At 61.9% G+C, this 15,733-nt stretch carries 12 protein-coding genes; 4 read left to right on the forward strand and 8 right to left on the reverse strand.

The genetic code is table 11. The features are described from left to right. Positions 1 to 699 (reverse strand): penicillin-insensitive murein endopeptidase (mepA, locus tag AC2FEE_RS09435; protein ID WP_496864680.1); only part of this gene is annotated, 699 nt, incomplete at its 3' end. Continuing rightward, entirely contained in the window at positions 696 to 2,063 is a 1,368-nt protein-coding gene (locus tag AC2FEE_RS09440) for an MFS transporter (RefSeq protein ID WP_496864681.1), read from the reverse strand. The genes AC2FEE_RS09440 and mepA, both read right to left, overlap by 4 nt. Before the next feature lie 130 nt (positions 2,064 to 2,193). Between AC2FEE_RS09440 and AC2FEE_RS09445 the strand changes: the two genes are divergently transcribed. The 3 genes from AC2FEE_RS09445 to yaaA all read left to right on the forward strand — a co-directional run bounded on the left by AC2FEE_RS09445 (position 2,194) and on the right by yaaA (position 5,403). Then, positions 2,194 to 2,481, forward strand: a complete 288-nt coding sequence (locus tag AC2FEE_RS09445; RefSeq protein ID WP_496864682.1) for a YggT family protein — start codon at positions 2,194 to 2,196, stop codon at positions 2,479 to 2,481. Positions 2,482 to 2,559: 78 nt separating this feature from the next. Beyond that, complete coding sequence (recQ, locus tag AC2FEE_RS09450) at positions 2,560 to 4,599, forward strand: DNA helicase RecQ (RefSeq protein WP_496864683.1); 2,040 nt, start codon at positions 2,560 to 2,562, stop codon at positions 4,597 to 4,599. Positions 4,600 to 4,632: 33 nt separating this feature from the next. Further along, positions 4,633 to 5,403 carry a peroxide stress protein YaaA gene (gene yaaA / locus AC2FEE_RS09455; RefSeq protein WP_496864685.1) on the forward strand — a complete coding sequence of 257 codons (771 nt, stop codon included), beginning with the start codon at positions 4,633 to 4,635 and terminating at the stop codon, positions 5,401 to 5,403. Here the strand turns inward: yaaA and AC2FEE_RS09460 are convergent. Both AC2FEE_RS09460 and AC2FEE_RS09465 read right to left on the reverse strand, forming a co-directional pair. Further along, positions 5,394 to 5,852: a VOC family protein gene (locus AC2FEE_RS09460; protein WP_496864686.1), complete on the reverse strand. Its 459-nt coding sequence runs from the start codon at positions 5,850 to 5,852 to the stop codon at positions 5,394 to 5,396. The genes yaaA and AC2FEE_RS09460 overlap by 10 nt on opposite strands. A 9-nt stretch (positions 5,853 to 5,861) precedes the next feature. Continuing rightward, entirely contained in the window at positions 5,862 to 8,069 is a 2,208-nt protein-coding gene (locus tag AC2FEE_RS09465; RefSeq protein WP_496864688.1) for a response regulator, read from the reverse strand. A 202-nt stretch (positions 8,070 to 8,271) separates the two neighbouring features. On the opposite strand from AC2FEE_RS09465, the gene AC2FEE_RS09470 reads away from it, so the two are divergent. Next, positions 8,272 to 9,036: a 2-keto-4-pentenoate hydratase gene (locus AC2FEE_RS09470; protein ID WP_496864689.1), complete on the forward strand. Its 765-nt coding sequence runs from the start codon at positions 8,272 to 8,274 to the stop codon at positions 9,034 to 9,036. Here the strand turns inward: AC2FEE_RS09470 and AC2FEE_RS09475 are convergent, their stop codons facing one another. The 4 genes from AC2FEE_RS09475 to AC2FEE_RS09490 are packed head-to-tail and all read right to left on the reverse strand — an operon-like array spanning position 9,037 to position 15,714. Next, complete coding sequence (locus tag AC2FEE_RS09475) at positions 9,037 to 11,079, reverse strand: hypothetical protein (protein ID WP_496864690.1); 2,043 nt, start codon at positions 11,077 to 11,079, stop codon at positions 9,037 to 9,039. Continuing rightward, entirely contained in the window at positions 11,076 to 13,838 is a 2,763-nt protein-coding gene (locus AC2FEE_RS09480; RefSeq protein ID WP_496864691.1) for a DUF4159 domain-containing protein, read from the reverse strand. The genes AC2FEE_RS09475 and AC2FEE_RS09480 overlap by 4 nt, the downstream gene beginning before the upstream one ends. Beyond that, on the reverse strand, positions 13,835 to 14,710 hold the full coding sequence (locus tag AC2FEE_RS09485; RefSeq protein WP_496864692.1) for a DUF58 domain-containing protein: 876 nt from the start codon (positions 14,708 to 14,710) through the stop codon (positions 13,835 to 13,837). Before AC2FEE_RS09485 ends, AC2FEE_RS09480 begins: the two co-directional genes overlap by 4 nt. Then, entirely contained in the window at positions 14,707 to 15,714 is a 1,008-nt protein-coding gene (locus AC2FEE_RS09490; RefSeq protein WP_496864694.1) for an AAA family ATPase, read from the reverse strand. The genes AC2FEE_RS09485 and AC2FEE_RS09490 overlap by 4 nt, the downstream gene beginning before the upstream one ends. Positions 15,715 to 15,733: the final 19 nt, after the last annotated feature.

The following is a 15,733-nucleotide window of genomic DNA, read 5'->3' on the forward strand; positions in this document are numbered from 1 at the left end:
CTGGTTGACACAGCCGCGCGAACCCTTGGGGCATTTCAGGCGCACATGGAAGTGGTAGTGATGACCCCACCACGGACGGATCTTGCGCAGATAGGTTCGATTGCCTTTCTCATCTTTGCACATCTGCACTTTGGCACCGGGAAAGACGAAAATCCGCGCCACGCGCTTGTCCTTGGCGGCTTCACGCAGCACGGCATGGTGCTGCTTGGTCCAGTTACCGTTTACAAATGCCCCATTAGCACGACGCAGGGAAATCGATGAGATGTTCTCGCGCGCCTTGCGCGACAGCCGCATGTTGTTACCGGGCAGCATCCAGATATCGATGTCCAGTCCCAACTGATGAGAGCGGTGGCCGGATGTCATCGGCCCGCCGCGTGGCTGGCTGATATCCCCGATATAGAGACCATTCCACCCCGGTTGCCGGGCTGCAAACTTACTCAGGTCCTGCACATAGTCGATCGCTTGCGGGTGCCCCCAGTTACGGTTGCGCGACAGGCGCATGGCCTGCCATGTCGGCCCGGTTTCGGGCAGTTGCACCGACCCGGCAGCACATCCGCGCGAATAACTGCCGAACGCGGCCGGTTTTTGCTGTGAGCTTTGTTTTTGCGCCCCGAACAATTGCTTGGCCAAGGGTTGTGCCCCGGCTATGCCTGCCCAAGTGATTGCGGCGAGTATTGCCAAAAAACGTAGTATAGTCATCTGCTCTGATCCCCTTCCGGCTTGACCCAGCGCATCAGGAATAGCCCCAGAATAAACAACAGAATGATCGGTGACACCCCCAAGCGTGCACTGCCGGTGACGGTTGTGGCAATCCCGATCAGCAAGGGCGCGGCAAAGGCGGTGGCGCGGCCCGACAGACCATAAAGACCAAAGCTCTCGACCGGAGCCCTGGGATCGGTATGACGCACCATCAGGGACCGGCTGGCCGATTGCAATATGCCTCCCATACCGCCGATCAGCACACCACAGCCGAAAAACACCAGATCCGGCAGGCCCGACCCTTCGGACAGCGGGATGCCGTAAACCTGCGTCCGATCCATCGACACAACCGTGATGCAGACAAAGATCAGTACCCAGATCGCCACAAGAATGACCGGTTTAGGGCCGTATTTCTTATCCATCTTGCCGCCAATCCAGGCAAAGATGGCCGAGGCCAGAACGCTGACGATCCCGAACACACCGATCTTGATCAGGCCCCATTCCAGCACCAGTCGCGCATAGACGCCGCCAAAGCTGTAAAGCCCATTCAACGCATCGCGATAGAACATGGACGAGCCCAAATAGGTCGCCAGACTGACCCGATGGCGCAGGTCCGAGATGGATTTGCCAAGCAGGCGCAACGCCTCACCAAAGCTGCCCGTCTTATTGCTGTCCGGGTCATCGCGCACCCACAGGAAATACGGCACCATGAACAAGACGAACCAACCGGCAGCGAAAGGACCGACGAACCGCGTACCCTCTTGCATGGCCGCATTCAGCCCGAACATCGGGTCCATTCCGATCAGCGTCTTGCCGTTGGGCTGTTCGACAAACAGGGCCAGCATGATCGCCAGCGAGATCAGCCCGCCAAAATAGCCAAAGGCAAAGCCCGAGCCCGAGATCTCTCCGACCTCTTTGTCATCCCCCAGATCGGGCAGCTGCGAGTTGATGAAGATCAGCGCATATTCCGCGCCCACAAAGCCCAACCCAAAGGCCGACAGCATCAGCCACATGTTCGATCCATCGGGCATCGTGAACCATAGGGCGGCAGAGCCGACCGCATACATCACCGAAAAGGCAAATATCCACGGGATGCGCCGCCCCGACACATCCGCCATCGCGCCCAGCAACGGCGCCCCGAAAGCGATGATCAGCCCGGTGATCGTCAGGCAGTTGGCCCAAACCGTCTGCGCCCGCGCTGCCGCGGCCTGAGGTTCTAGCCCAGTGCCCAAGAAATATCCCGCCGCAACACCGGCGAAATAGGGGCCGAAAACAAAGGTGACCAAAAGGGTGTGGTATGGTTGACTGGCCCAGTCGAAAAACCACCAGCCCCAAATGCGCTTGCGCTTGGAAATCTCTGCCATAACCGCCCCTGATTATCGTTGCGTTCATAAGACGGGGCTTTGCCCCGTTGCGCAAGCGTTCTGTTGGCACGGGCTTGCTCTTTGTCGCGGGGGCGCTTACCTCTCGTTTCATGTACTTACCGGAGGCCCCATGCTGTCGTTGATCCAAATTCTGTTGCTGATCCTGGACATTGTCTGGTTCATCGTTCTGGCCCATGTGATCATGAGCTGGCTGATCAACTTTCAGGTGCTCAACCTGCATCAACAGCTGGTCGCGCAAATCTGGTACGGCCTCAACCGGATTTTAGAGCCTATTTATGGCCCGATCCGCCGCTTTCTGCCCGCGATGGGCGGGCTGGACCTGACGCCTCTGGTGGTGCTGGTCGGCGTCTACGCGCTGCGGATCATCCTGATTAACAATATGGTCTATTTCGTCTGACCTCTTGTTCACCGAATCTTAGTATGTGATTGTCCTGTCTTAAGAGCAGATAAACCTTAAAACAGGGCCACCCCGCACATGTTCGACGCCGCGCCAATGCTGCGAGATGTCTTTGGATTCGATGATTTCCGACCCGGTCAGGAAGAGATTGTCGACGCCGTGACCGCAGGCGAAAACGTGCTGGCAATCATGCCCACCGGGGGCGGTAAATCCTTGTGTTTTCAGCTCCCTGCCCTGCTGCGTGACGGGGTGACGGTGGTCATCTCTCCGCTGATCGCCTTGATGCGCGATCAGGTGCGCGGGTTGCAGGAATCCGGGGTCGAGGCCGGGGCGCTGACCTCGGGCAATACCCCCGAAGAGACCGATGCGGTGTGGCAGGCGTTGGAGGCCGGACGGCTGAAACTCCTCTACATGGCTCCCGAACGTTTGGCCGCCGGATCGGCCTTGGGGATGCTGCGCCGGATCAATGTCAGCCTGATCGCCGTGGACGAAGCCCACTGCGTCAGCCAATGGGGTCACGATTTCCGCCCCGACTACCTACGGATCGGAGAGCTGCGGCGCGCGTTGGGTGTGCCGTTGGCGGCCTTTACCGCTACGGCGGATGCGGAAACGCAGGATGAGATAGTCGAAAAGCTGTTCGACGGCACCGCGCCACGCAAGTTCCTGCGCGGGTTCGACCGGCCAAACATCCACCTGGCCTTTGCCGCAAAGGATGGACCACGCAAGCAGATCCTCGACTTCGCCGCCGCCCGCAAAGGGCAATCGGGCATCGTCTATTGCGGCACCCGCAACAAGACCGAAGCGCTGTCCCAGGCCCTGCGCGCCGAAGGCCACGTTACATGCCACTATCACGGCGGGATGGATCCCGAAGACCGCCGTATCGTTGAAGCCCGTTTCGCTCGAGAAGACGGCCTGATCGTCGTCGCCACCGTTGCCTTTGGCATGGGCATCGACAAACCCGATATCCGTTGGGTTGCCCACGCAGACCTGCCCAAATCCATCGAGGCTTACTATCAGGAGATCGGGCGGGCCGGGCGCGACGGTGCCCCCGCGGAAACCCTCACCCTGTTCGGCCCCGATGACATCCGCCTGCGCCGGTCGCAAATCGACGAGGGGCTCGCCCCGCCCGAACGCCGCATGGCCGACCACGCACGGCTGAACGCTCTGCTGGGGTTGGCCGAGGCGTTGGAATGCCGCCGTCAGACTCTGTTGGGCTATTTCGGCGAGGAGGCCGAACCCTGCGGCAAATGCGATCTGTGTGACACCCCTCCTGAAGTGTTCGACGGCACCACTCCCGTCCGCATGGCCCTGTCCGCGATCCTGCGGACTGAGGAATGGTTCGGCGCAGGCCATCTGATCGACATCCTGCTGGGCAATGAGACCGACAAGATTCGAGCGCGCCGTCATGATTCCCTCACTACGTGGGGGATCGGCAAGGACTGGTCGCGCCCGCAATGGCAGGCGATCTTCCGGCAGATGATGGGTCACGATCTGGTCCGTCCCGATCCCGAGCGTCACGGTGCCCTGCGCATGACCGAGGCCGCCAAGCCGATCCTGAAGGGTGAGGAACAGATCAACCTGCGCAAGGACACGATCCGCAAGGCGACCCGTCGCCCAGCGGTCAAAGCGATGGTTTCTGAGGAAGACGCACCGCTACTGTCCGCGCTCAAAGCAAAGCGGCGCGCGCTGGCAGAATCAGCGCGGGTGCCGGCCTATGTAATCTTCCCTGACCGCACCTTGATCGAGATGGCCGAAAACCGCCCTGCAACGCTGGACGACATGGCCCGCATCGGTGGCGTCGGGGCCAAAAAGCTGGAACGCTATGGCGATACCTTCCTTGAAGTGATCGCTGGCGCGGTCGAAGCCGTGCACCCCGCCCGCCGCAAGCTGGCCGGGCGCGATCAGGGCGAGATTTACGACCGGCTGCTCGAGGTTCAATCACAACTGTCGCGCGGCCCCGACGGAATTGACAAGCCGCTGACCTGCTCGGCTTCACAATTGGCAAAGGTTGCACAGTTGCGGCCCGACGATCCGCGCGGGTTGGAACAGGTTCTCGGCGACCGCCGTCACGAAAGGTTTGGCGCCGCGTTTCTGGACGTGCTGCAACAGGCAGGCTAGATACCGCGGGACAGGCAAAAAACGAGGGCGGATATGCTGGTAGTGATTTCCCCGGCCAAGCGGCTGGACTGGGCAGAGCGGGACGTCGAGGTCACGCAGCCCGACTTTCAGGACGACGCGATCCGGCTGTCGAAAACCGCCCGCAACCTGACGCTGGGCGATCTGAAGAAACTGATGGACCTCAGCGACGATCTGGCGCGTCTGAACCGAGACCGGTACCGCGCCTTTTCCGATACCCCTGAAACGGATGTGACCCGCCCCGCCGCGCTGGCCTTTGCAGGCGATACGTATCAGGGGTTGGAAGCGGCTTCACTGGACGCAGCTGAAATGGCCTGGGCGCAGGATCACCTGCGCATTCTGTCCGGCCTATACGGCGTGCTGCGCCCGCTGGACGCGATTCAGCCCTATCGGCTTGAAATGGGCAGCAAGCTGAAAACCCGGCGGGGCAAGAACCTGTACGAATACTGGCGCGATCAGCTGAGCAAGGCGCTGAACGCACAAGGGGCCGAGATCAACTCGGATGTTCTGGTGAACTGCGCCAGTCAGGAGTATTTCGGCGCGGTCGATGCGAAGGCGCTGAAACTGCGGGTGATCACGCCGGTCTTCATGGAAGACAAGGCAGGCACCCCAAAGATCGTCAGCTTCTTTGCCAAGAAGGCCCGCGGTGCGATGGCGCGCTACATCATCCAACACCGCCTGACCGATCCCAAGAGTCTGCTTGATTTCGACACCGGAGGGTATGAATACCACTCTGACCTGTCGGAAGACGACAAACCCGTCTTCGTCCGCCCCTATCAGGCCTGATCCAGCATCGATAGGTCATAGGCAACCAGTTCGACGGTGTTGCCTTCGGGATCTTCGGTGAAAACGCCGCGCCATCCGATCCAGCCGAACTGTTCAACGCGGTAGGGCTGGCCGATCTTGTCATACCAGCGCATTACGGCCTCTTGTTCGGCAAAGGGCAGCGACAGCGCGATGTGATGCAGCGATGATCCAGCCCCGGTCGCTGGCCTGTCGGCACCGGTGGGATGCAACCCGGGCCGCGGGGCCGCCATGTGATGAAACAGAGCCAGCACCTGCGTATGCCCGCCGAACCCCTCGGCAATGCGGAAAAAGGTGATGGCGCTGTTGTGATCGCCGGTCAGGCGCTTTAGCCCAATCACATCTTCATAGAACGCCACCATCGCTCCCATGTCGGCGCAACGAATGGCAATTTCGCCCAATGCACGAGGCTGAAATCCACGTTCTGACATGGGATCAGGCTAGTCGACCTGTGCGTCTTCGACAACGACGGACAGTACCCCCTGGGGCTGGTGATCCAGGATCATCTTGTGGATTTTCCGTTTTTGCAGCGGCTTGGTCAGATAATGATCTAACCCCGCCGACAGGATACCCTGATCATCCCCGGCCATGGCATGAGCGGTCAGAGCCACAATCGGCACGTGCCGCCCTGTTTCAATCTCACGCCGCCGGATTTCTGCCGTGGCCTGTTTGCCATCCATTCTGGGCATCGAGATATCCATGAAAATCAGGTCCGGATCGAAGTCCTGATGCATGTCCAACGCATCGACCCCGTTGCCCGCGAATTGCAGGTCGATATTCAGATCCTTGACCATCTTTTGCAGGATCAACTGGTTGGTCCGGTTGTCCTCGGCCGCCAGCACGCGCATCCGTCGTTGGCGTTCGCAGGGCTGCGCAGGCGGGGTTTCCGGCACCTCCGGCCCCGAGTCCGATGCATCGGACGGGCGGCCCAGTGTGTTCAGGCGCGAATACAACTCGGCCCGTGGGATGGGTTTCTGCAACACCCCTTCGACCAGATGTCGGGTCCGATTGGTGTGGATGACCCCTGGATTGGCCGACATCACTACCACCGGCAAATCGCCCCAGCCCCTGTCCTTTAGCGTGATCGCCAGTTCAAGGCCGTCCATATCCGGCAGGTCGTTATCGCATAGGAGCAGATCCACGCTGTGATCAACGGCAGCCAGCGCCTCCCTCCCCGAGGCGCAGACCGTGACACGGGACCCCAACCGTCCCAGCTGTTTCGAAAGAATAGCGCAGTTCACGGCTAGATCCTCGACCACGATCACATGGCGCAGGCGATCCGCCAGGTCGGGCGGCAAGGGTTGAGGACCTTCGATCGTGGGCAGAGAAACCCGGAAGCCGAAACACGATCCCTGCCCCGGTTCGCTTTCGACCCAGACCGTCCCACCCATCAGCGCGACCAGACGTTTGGTGATGGCCAGCCCCAGCCCGGTGCCCTCAAATTCGCGGTTTTTTGCGTCTTCGACCTGATTGAACTCACCAAAGATGTGCCCGATCTTGTCGGCCTCGATACCGATACCGGTATCTTCGATCGCCACGTGGATATCACAGGTATTCGTTTCTGCATTCGGCACCCCGGTTACACGGATCAACACATGCCCCTCGGAGGTGAACTTGACCGCGTTGCCCACCAGATTGGTCAGCACCTGCCGAACGCGGCCGGGGTCGCCCACAAACAGGGTCGGCAGGAACAGGTCATAGTCGACCAGCAGCGACATCCCCTTGTTGCGCACGCTGGGTTGCAACATCATCACGACTTCAAGAATGCAGCGTTCGAAATCGAACTGCTCGGGGTGCAGGATCAGCTTGTCTGACTCAATCTTGGAGTAATCCAACACGTCGTTGATGATCACCAGCAACGCCTCGCCCGAGTTGCGGATAGTGTTGAGGTATTGGCGCTGCTCCTCGTCCAGCGGGGTTTCCGACAGCAGTTCCGTCATTCCGACAATGCCGTTCATCGGCGTCCTGATTTCGTGGCTCATATTGGCCAGAAAGGCGGATTTGGCGCGGTTTGCGGTCTCGGCCCGTTCGCGCGCGGCGTTCAGTTCGGCCTCATGCCGGACCGAGGCGGTGATGTTCAGGCCTAGGCTGACCACATCGCCGCCATTGCCGCGCTGGTCGATCATCTTGAAATACTCACCATTCCACAGCTTGACCACCATCGGATCCGGATGCGGTTGCGCCCAGCGCTCCAGCATTCTGGTCTGCCAGTCCGCCGTCTTTTCCGTCCCGGTATCGATCAATCCTTCTTGGGTCAGAATCTCGAGGATCCGCGCGTAGGTGATGCCGGGCTGCACCTCATTCAGCCCGTCAAACAGGCTGAAGTAAGTCGCGTTGGCCCCGATCAGGCGGTTTTGATGGTCAAAGAAAGCAAAACCGTCCGGAATGGTCTGCATCGAATGCCACAGGCGGCGCTCGGCCACCTCGATCTTGGCGTTAGCTTCTGTCAGATCGGATTTGACCTTTTCATTCTCATCCCGGACTGTTTCAACCTCGGCCTGAGTCTCGTCGATGCGTTTGGTCAGCGCCATTGCGTGCAGGCCCAATTTGCGATTGGCTGCCGAAAGCTCAGACTGTTTCATCGCCAGCAGACGTTCGGCCGCCAGTCGCGCGCGCCGTTCCTGTGCCAGTTTGTTTGCAAGACTCATCTTTGGTGATCCCGGACCATTGCGCGACAAGCATCCGGGCAGAGCGTGAAAAAGTGTTTAAGCCGTTGCCCGAGCCGCGCGCCCCGTGTCAGTGTTTTGAAAACCGGAGGTCCCCATGCGTTTTATTCTTTCTACTGCAGCAGTTTGCTCACTTACCTGTTTTGCATCGTCAGCAACGGGTAATTGCGCCACGGATGCGCAGATGGATCAATATGTTCAGGACTACCTGGCCAATACCCCCACGTCTGCTCTGTCCGCAAGCGGCAGTATGGAGGACGCAATGTGCACCCAGGCCAAACTTGTGTCCGCATTAGAGCCACATATGGGTCCGGTCATCGGTTACAAGGCGGGCCTGACCAGCGCCCCAGCGCAGGAACGGTTCGGCGCCTCCGAGCCGGTTCAGGGTGTCCTGTTCCGCGATATGATGCTGGAGGACGGGGCAACGGTACCAATCACATGGGGCGCCCGTCCGGTGTTCGAGGCCGATCTGGTTCTGGTTGTCGGAGATTCAGGCATCAACCAAGCCACCACACCTGCCGAGGTCATGCACAACATCTCGGCGATCCGACCCTTCATCGAACTGCCCGATCTAACGCTGGCCGAGGGTGAACCGATCACTCCGGTGACCCTGACCGCCATCGCGGTTGCACCGAAACTTGGCGTGTTGGGGTCTGAGATCCCGGTTTCTGACCCTGCAGCGATGACGCTGGCGCTGGCGGACATGACCGTCACGCTAAGCGCCACGGATGGAGAGGTTCTGGCACAGGCTCCCGGCGCGGCGGTTCTGGGGCATCCGGCGAATGCCGCCCTGTGGCTGATGTCCAAAGGTATCGAGTTTCAGCCCGGAGACCTGATCTCGGTCGGGTCTTTCGGGCCGCTTGTGCCCCCTGCAAAGGGCAAGGGCGGAGCATCGGCCACCTATACCGGATTGCCCGGCGACCCCACAGTTAGCGTGGTATTCGAATAATCAGCGCCGCCCCTCGCGCAGCCAACCAGCCAGCAGGAACCCGCCAGCCAGCAGCAGCACCAGCCACGGCGGCAGCAGCCCGGCCTGCGTGACGTCGCGCGTCTCATACGCATTGCGCGGAGTCAGGCCAATCCAACCGCGCCCCGAGGCCGGACGCCCGGCGCGCACATTGCGGATCGCAGGCAACCCGTCCTCCAACCGCATTGCACCGCCGCGTAGCTCATCCAGCACGGGCTCCAGTATCTCGGCAGTGGCAATGGTGCGTTCAAACTCCTTCGGCGCGGCGGGGCCCAGTCCGATCACCGCCATCTGTTCGCCCTCCTGCAGACGGTAAAGGCCGATCTCGGGTCCATAATACAGCGCCTCGAACCGGCCCGGAGACACCTCGTCCAGTGTAACCTCAAGCGTTTCACCATTGGGGCGGGTGATGGTCACCGGCCCGACCTCATTTTCCAACGTCTGGCGGATGATGCGCATGACCTGACCGTTGGCCTCGGCCCACAGGGCTTCTTCCTCCAGCTCGGGCTCTTTCATCATCCAATGGGCCAGACGACGCAGCAGTTCCAACTGCGGCCCGCCGCCTTCGAACCCTCGGCTCCAGAGCCAGGCATGGTCCGAGGCCAGCAACGCCACGCGCCCTTCGCCCACACGGTCCAGAACCAGCAAGGGGCGATCGTCCACGCCGGTCATCAACAGCTCACCGGTCCGGTGGTTCACATCGATCTGGCGTAGCCAAGCGCCCCAATCCTCAGAATCGCCCAGATTGGTCGTCACCGGATGGCGGTGCCCCAGATCCGTGACCATGGGCACAAAGCGTTCCTCGATTACCCGTGCAGTGGGCTGTGCAGGCAAAATAGGCGCTAGCGGTGAGCGGAAGATGCTGTCGGCGCTGGCAAAATCCGGCCCGGCGGCGATCAGAACCGCGCCGCCTTCGTTGATATAGTTGGTGACGTTGTCCAGATAGATCGCCGGCAGAATGCCGCGCCGCTTGTAGCGGTCAAAGATGATCAGGTCGAAATCGTTAATTTTTTCCAAAAACAGCTCGCGCGTGGGGAAGGCGATCAGCGACAACTCATCCACCGGCACGCCGTCCTGTTTCTCGGGCGGGCGCAGGATGGTGAAATGCACCAGATCGACCGAGCTGTCGGATTTCAGCAGGTTGCGCCAGGTTCGTCCGCCGGGATGCGGTTCGCCCGAGACCAGCAGCACCCGCAACCGGTCGCGAACTCCGTTCATCTGGATCAGTGCGGTGTTGTTGCGGTCGGTCAACTCGCCCTCGGCCTCGGGCACCGTGAACTGGATGACGTTGCGGCCGCCATGGGGCAGCGTGATGGGCAATTCGACATCAATGCCAATGGGGATGTTCAACTGCTCGGGCTCGGCCCCATCCACCGAAAGCTCAAGCGGCGCGGTCACGGCCCCGGCCGGTGCGGCCCCGCTGTCCTCGACACGCAGGGTCAGGGTCACGGGTTCACCTATGATGGCAAAGGCGGGGGCGTTGCGGACAATCAGTCGGCGATCCCAATCACTGTCCCGCCCTGTCTGCAGCAGGTGCATCGGCGCGGGCAGGTCCGGGGTCTGATCGACGTCATGCACAATCCCGTCCGACACCACCAGGATACCGGCGATCCGGGCGCGTGGCTCTTCGGCGAGGGCTTCGTTCAGCGCAGCCATGACCTGAGTGCCTTCGTCGCCGCTGCCGTCGCCCACCTTGATCCGGCGCAGTTCGGTATTGTCGCGGGACTCAATTTCAGCGGCCAGTTCTTCAGCCGTCCGCGCAGTCTGATCGGCCCGATCCGAGAGGGTCTGGCTGGCGCTTTCATCCTCGATCATCAGCACGATATCGGTCAGCGGCGCGCGGTCTTCGACCTGATAGACCGGCCCCGCCAGCGCTGCGATAACAATCAACGCCGCCAGCCCGCGCAAGGCCCAGCCGGACAGGCCGCGCCACAGGGCCAACAGAACACCAGCAACAGCAATCGTGGCGACAAAGGCCAAGACGGGCCATGGGATCAGCGGATCGAATATGACAGTTCCGGTCATTGTCCCAACCTGTCCAATAGCGCAGGCACGTGCACCTGATCGGATTTGTAGTTCCCAGTCAGCACGTGCATCACCAGATTGACGCCAAAGCGATTGGCCAGCTCACGCTGACGCTCCCCAGCATAGCCGCGGCCCACTGGCAGCAGAGCCTGCCCGTTGCGGTCCACCGCCCAGGCCGAGGCCCAGTCGTTGCCGCCGATCACCACCGGCGTCACATTGTCATTGAGGTTGCGGAAGGGCATCCCTTCGATCTGTTCCGCATCCGGCGGCGCAGCCTCAACCCACACATCGGTACCTGCATAACGGCCCGGGAAATCCTGCAGCAGATAGAAGGCGCGGGTAAGCACATGGTCGCGAGGAACAGGCTCTAACGATGGGATATTCAAAGGTCCGGCGAGTTGTTGCAGCTTGCGCCCATTGGGGCTGGCGGCACCGTACCGCGCCACATCCGCATCCCGTGTGTCGAACAGGATCATACCGCCCGACCGCAGATAGGCGTTGAGTTTGACATAGGCCTCGACCGAAGGCTGCGGCTGATCCGGTGTGATCGGCCAGTAGAGCAACGGGAAAAACGCCAGCTCATCGCGTTCCAGATCAACCCCGATGGGTTCCGCCGGTTCGACCGAGGTGCGATAGAACAACGTCTGCGCCAATCCACGCATCCCTGCACCTGCCACGTCATCAACCTGCGCATTGCCGGTCAAAACGTGGGCCAGCACCAGTTCCTGCGTTGCATTCAGCGCGAATTCGGTCTCTTCCGGCGTCTGCGCCTGCGCCTCGGGCACCAGCAGCACCGCACCCAGCGCGGCCGCTGCCGCCTTGGCCAGACCAAGGCGGCCGGACAAGGCCAGCGAGGCGATCACATCCACCGTCAGCAGCAACAGCGCGAGGCTGAGCAGAATGCCCCCGATCGGCGTCTCGTTGGTCACCTCCTGCCCCTTGATTGGCACATCCGAGGGCCAGTTCACCGGTTTCAGCTCCGTATCATTCGAAAGGACATTCAGCGCCAGCTTCTGCTTGCCGCTTTCGTACAAGCCGGGCCGCAAATCCGGTCCAACCGTGCCCGAGACCAGTTCGGTCCCGTCAACACCGGCCAGGTTGCCCGCGTCCGACAGGGTGCCGAACCCGTCCATGACCTGGATCGGCTCCCACGTTGTGCCCTGCATCTGGGCTTCCTGCCGGGATTTGGCCGCCGAGGCCACAGCCAGACGATCCAGCATCTCAACAAACAGGCCGGACAGTGGCAAGCTGGACCATTCCGCATCCGCCGTCACATGAAACAGCACGACCTGCCCCAGACCGAGCGCCTTGCGCGTAACCAGCGGTGTGCCATCCGACAGCGATGCAATCACCCGATCCGCCAGATTAGGGTCTGGTTGCGCCATGACCTGCGTAGTGACTTTCACATCCTCAGGCACCTGCAGACCATAGAAAGGCGAGTTCTCGGGGAAGGGTGCCAACCCCTTGGCCTCGCCCCAACTCATCGCACCACCAACCGAGCGGCCTCCGCTGCGCAGGCGAACCGGCAGTAGGACATCCTCGGCATCGCGACCCAGATCGCTGGCGGCCATGCGCGGGCCTGCAAAGCGCAGCAGCAGCCCGCCCTGTTCAACCCAATCGACCAGCGCGACTTGTTCGCCGACGGACAGTTTCGCCACATCGGCCAGAACGATCACATCCGGGTTGGCAGGCAGAACCTCCAGCAACCCACCTTCGACGAAATCCGCCGTAGGTTTCAGGACCTGCGTCAGGTAGTGCAGCGGCGAGAGCAGCTCTAGCCCTTCGCGGTTCAGAGTCCCCGCGATCAGGGCGACCTCGCGCCGGCGAAGGCTGTCATCGGTCAGGGTCAGCGCCCCGGCCGAGCGTTGGCCCTGAATCTCGAACCGGGTGATCCGCGCGCGCAGTTCGGATGGCAGGGTCAAATCCACTTGCGCCTGCGTTTCGCCGCTTGGGAATTCCAATTCGGCCGATTGCAGGACACGCATAGCACCGGCCGGATCGCGGCCTTGCGCCAGCACAGTGATGCTGTTGTCAGGTCCAGGCACAGCGCGTTGGGCGGTCAGCTGGATCACTCCGTCCTGATAAGCGGCAGGCAGGATCGCAACCACCGGTGCCGAGGACTGGTACACGGTCACCGCACCCCGTGCCTGCAACGCCGCCAGAAGCCGGTCATGGCCCTCATAAGCCACACGGTCACTGAACCAATGGGTATCAAAACCTCCGCCCAGCTGATCCAGCGCGGTCAGAGCCTGATCGATCTGTGTTTCGGTCGGTTGCCACGGGGCTGGCGTCAGGCCGGGCAGGCGCCCACGCCATGCCTCAGCCGCCTGAAACACCGTTGTTTCGGGTTCGGTCAGGCGCAGGATGGCCACGGTGCGCCCTGCTCGTCCGGCCTCGATCAGTTGCACGTCAATCTGATCCAGCGTTGACGACCACCGAGTTGCCCCCGCCCAGCTGGCGTCCAGCACCAGCAGCAAAGGCCCCGTCCCGGTTTCATCCCGCGAGGGGTTGAGGACCGGCCCGGCCAGCCCGATGATGATCGCCGCCGCCGCCAGCATCCGCAGCAGCATCAGCCACCACGGGGTGCGGTCCGAGACGCTTTCGTCATCCTTCAGCCCCAGCAGCAGCGTCACCGCCGGGAACAGGCGGCGGATCGGCGCAGGTGGCACGGCGCGCAGGATCAGCCACAGGATCGGCAGGGTCAGCAAACCCAGCAGCACCCATGGGGCAGTAAAGCCGATGCCCGCCAGAACCGTCATCGCGTGCCCCCGTCCAAGGCCCGATAGAGCCACAACAATGCCGCTTGTGCACTGTCACCGGTATGGTGCAGACCCAGTTGCCAACCGGTTGCACGACAAAGCTGCGTCAGCGCATCCTTACGTATGGCGAGACGCTCCAGATAACGGTCGCGCAGATCTCCGGCCTTTAGGGTTTCATGCCGAACTGAACCGCCAACGCTTTCGAAGATTGTCCGGCCGCGATAGGGAAAGGTCTCTTCGCCCGGGTCGAGAACCTGCAGCAGCACGCCCCGCACGCCCCGGTCGGCGGCTTTGGTCAGGGCCAGTTCAACCTCGTCCAAGGGGCCGAGGAAATCGGAAATGAACACGGCGCGGGCATGCGGGATCATGGCGCGGTGTTCGGGCGGGGTATAGTCGGTATCGGAATCTTCGGACCAGGCCTGCGCCAGACGGATGACCTGCGCATTGCCGCGCCGGGGCGGCAGGGTGGTGCCGGTCAGGCCGACCCGCTCGCCGCCTCGCACCAGCAATATGGCCGTGGACAGGCCCAGCAGCCGCGCGCGATCAGCCTTGGTGGGCAGTGCCTTATCAGAGGCAAACCGCATCGACGCGCCCTGATCGACCCACAGCATCACCGATTGCGCAATCTGCCATTCCCGTTCGCGCACAAATTGCTGATCCCCGCGGGCCGAACGCCTGTGATCGATCATCCGGCGGCTGTCGCCGATCTGTGCCGGGCGGTATTGCCAGAAATCATCGCCAAGCCCCGAGCGTCTACGCCCGTGATCGCCCAGCAACACCGTTCCGGCCAGATGTTCCGCCCGCGCCAACAGGGGCGGCAGCCGGGATGCCTCGGCCTCGGATCTTTCGCGAAGGGTCAGCGCGGCATTCACGCCGCGGCCTCGGTGCGGATCAGCCCGGCAGCGGTGGAATCGATCAGATCGGCCAGACTGTCACCACGCGCCCGCGCCGCGAAGTTTAGCGCCATCCGGTGGCTGAGCACCGGACGCGCCATGTCCAGCACATCTTCGGCATTCGGGGCCAGTCGCCCCTGCAACATTGCCCGCGCGCGCACTGTCATCATCAGCGCCTGCGCCGCACGGGGGCCGGGGCCCCAGGCAACGGTCTCGGCCACACGTTCGGACGCGCCCGCCTCTTCGGGGCGGAAGGCGCGGACCAGATCAAGGATCAGTTCCACAACCGACTCTCCCACCGGCATCCGGCGCAACAACACCTGTGCGGCCAACAGCTCCTCTTTGGTGAAAATCTTGTGCGCCTCTTCCTCTTCGACGCCCGTGGTCGCCAACAGGATATCGCGTTCGGTCTGGCGATCCGGGTAGTCCACGTCGATTTGCACCAGAAACCGGTCCAACTGTGCCTCGGGCAGCGGATAGGTGCCCTCTTGTTCGATCGGGTTCTGCGTGGCCAGCACGTGGAAGGGTTCACCCAGCGAGCGATCTTCACCCGCTACGGTCACGGTGCGTTCCTGCATCGCCTGCAGCAGCGCCGACTGGGTGCGGGGGCTGGCACGGTTGATCTCGTCCGCCATCAGCAGTTGACAGAAGATCGGGCCGGAGATGAACCGGAAATGGCGGCTGCCGTCTTCGGCGGTGTCCAAAACTTCGGATCCAAGAATATCAGCAGGCATCAGGTCCGGTGTGAACTGGATGCGATTGCCGTGCAGCCCCATCACAGTTGACAGGGTTTCGACCAGCCGCGTCTTGCCCAGACCCGGCAGACCGATCAACAAAGCGTGACCACCACACAGCAGCGCGGTCAGGGTCAGATCCACGACCCTTTCCTGCCCGATGAAGCGGCGGGTGATCGAGGATTTGGCCTCTTGCAGCTTGGTTTCCAACGCTTCGATCTCGAACACGAGGTCGGCAGGTTCGGTCATGACTTTCCCTTCCGTGGAC

It is taken from the genome of Ruegeria sp. YTSC199, assembly GCF_059609725.1.

What these genes read in the sequence shown, in the direction of transcription:
- AC2FEE_RS09465 (WP_496864688.1), bottom strand. Translation starts at nt 8,069, where the DNA reads ATGAGTCTTGCAAACAAACTGGCACAGGAACGGCGCGCGCGACTGGCG.
- AC2FEE_RS09475 (WP_496864690.1), bottom strand. Translation starts at nt 11,079, where the DNA reads ATGACCGGAACTGTCATATTCGATCCGCTGATCCCATGGCCCGTCTTG.
- AC2FEE_RS09460 (WP_496864686.1), bottom strand. Translation starts at nt 5,852, where the DNA reads ATGTCAGAACGTGGATTTCAGCCTCGTGCATTGGGCGAAATTGCCATT.
- AC2FEE_RS09445 (WP_496864682.1), top strand. Translation starts at nt 2,194, where the DNA reads ATGCTGTCGTTGATCCAAATTCTGTTGCTGATCCTGGACATTGTCTGG.
- AC2FEE_RS09470 (WP_496864689.1), top strand. Translation starts at nt 8,272, where the DNA reads ATGGATCAATATGTTCAGGACTACCTGGCCAATACCCCCACGTCTGCT.
- yaaA (WP_496864685.1), top strand. Translation starts at nt 4,633, where the DNA reads ATGCTGGTAGTGATTTCCCCGGCCAAGCGGCTGGACTGGGCAGAGCGG.
- recQ (WP_496864683.1), top strand. Translation starts at nt 2,560, where the DNA reads ATGTTCGACGCCGCGCCAATGCTGCGAGATGTCTTTGGATTCGATGAT.
- AC2FEE_RS09440 (WP_496864681.1), bottom strand. Translation starts at nt 2,063, where the DNA reads ATGGCAGAGATTTCCAAGCGCAAGCGCATTTGGGGCTGGTGGTTTTTC.
- AC2FEE_RS09490 (WP_496864694.1), bottom strand. Translation starts at nt 15,714, where the DNA reads ATGACCGAACCTGCCGACCTCGTGTTCGAGATCGAAGCGTTGGAAACC.
- AC2FEE_RS09480 (WP_496864691.1), bottom strand. Translation starts at nt 13,838, where the DNA reads ATGACGGTTCTGGCGGGCATCGGCTTTACTGCCCCATGGGTGCTGCTG.